At 76.7% G+C, this 1490-nt stretch carries 2 protein-coding genes; one reads left to right on the forward strand and one right to left on the reverse strand.

Features of this window, described 5'->3' with window-relative positions; translation table 11 throughout:
• Positions 1 to 209 (forward strand): RtcB family protein (locus ABD296_RS33810; protein WP_344276737.1); only part of this gene is annotated, 209 nt, incomplete at its 5' end.
• A 4-nt stretch (positions 210 to 213) separates the two neighbouring features.
• Here ABD296_RS33810 and ABD296_RS33815 read toward each other — a convergent pair.
• On the reverse strand, positions 214 to 1490 hold a 1277-nt coding region (locus tag ABD296_RS33815; RefSeq protein ID WP_344276740.1), incomplete at its 5' end, for an aldehyde dehydrogenase family protein.

Genomic DNA, 1490 nt, shown 5'->3' on the forward strand with positions numbered 1-1490 from the left:
TGCGCGAGTTCCGCGTCGTGACGCCGCTGGACCACCGCGACCCGATGGTGGCGCGGCGGTCCGACGTGATGGCCGCGTGGCGCCGCGACCTCAAGCAGGAGGCGCCGTGGGCCTACAAGGACATCGGGCCGGTGGTGTCGAGCCTGCGCGGCGGAGGCGTCGCCACGCCCGTCGCGGAGCTGCGGCCGCTGCTGACCGTCAAGGGCTGATTCGTCAGGGGATGTCGGTCTGCAGGTGGACGACCTTCACCGCGGTCATCTCGTCGAGCAGCTCGGGGCCGTAGCCGAAGCCCCGGCCGCTGGCGCGGCGCGGGGTGGCGGCGCCTCCGGGCGCGCCGCCGAACACCGCGTTGATCTTCACGGTGCCCGCCTTCAGGGTGCGCCAGGCGGCCTGCGCGTGCGCCATGTCGCGGGTGAGGACGGTCGCGGCGAGCCCGTAGCGGGAGCGGTTCGCCGCGTCCAGCGCCTTCTCGAAGGAGCCGACGGCGCGGACCGGCGCGACGGGCCCGAACGTCTCCTCCGCCATGACCGCCATGGCGTCGGTGCAGCCGTCCAGCACGGTCGCCGGGTAGAAGCAGCCGGGCCCCTCGGGGATCAGGCCGCCGGCGCGCAGGCGCGCGCCGTCCGCGACGGCCTTCTCGACCTGCTCGTGGACCTCGGTGCGGTGCCGCTCGTCCACCAGCGGGCCGAGCTCGGTGGACGGGTCGCGGCCCGGGCCGGTCCGCAGCGCCTGCGCGCGTGCGGTCAGCGCGGCGACGAACTCCTTGGCGACCGACTCGTGGACGTAGATCCGCTCGACGGAGGTGCAGATCTGGCCGGCGTTGGCGAAGCAGCCGGTGGCGGCCTGCTCGGCCGCCCAGCCGGGGTCGACGCCCGCGTCCACGATCAGCGGGTCGGCGCCGCCGTTCTCCAGCAGCGCCTTGGCTCCGGTGCCCGCGGTCAGCTCGGCGATGCGGCGGCCGGCGCGGGTGGAGCCGACGTGCGCGACCGCGTCGAGGTCGGGATGGCCGGCGAGCGCCTCGCCGGTGGTGCCGTCGCCGCTGACCATGTTGACGACCCCGCCGGGCAGGCATCCGGCGAGCAGTTCGGTCAGCAGCGCGCCGGTGTGCGGGGTCCGCTCGGACGGCTTGTGCACGACGGTGTTGCCCGCGGCCACGGCCGCGCCGATGAGCCCGCAGGCGATGGCGACGGGGTCGTTCCACGGGGTGATGACGGCGACGAGCCCGAGCGGTTCGCGGGCCATGAAGTCGGCGGCGCTCCAGCCGCCCTGCAGGCTGCGGCCCCCGTGCAGGGGCCCCAGCTCGGCGTACTGGCGCAGCGTCCCGGCCCCGGCCTGGACACCGCCGAGCGCGTCGTCCGCCGGCTTGCCCATCTCGGCGGTGACCAGTGCGGCCAGCTCGTCCGCGTGCTCCTCGACGGCGCGGGCGGCGGCGTGCAGCGCGCCGGCGCGCTCGGCGGGCGCGGGCGCGGCCGAGCCGGGCGCCGCCCGGG

It is taken from the genome of Actinomadura napierensis, assembly GCF_039529375.1.
Lineage (GTDB): Bacteria > Actinomycetota > Actinomycetes > Streptosporangiales > Streptosporangiaceae > Spirillospora > Spirillospora napierensis.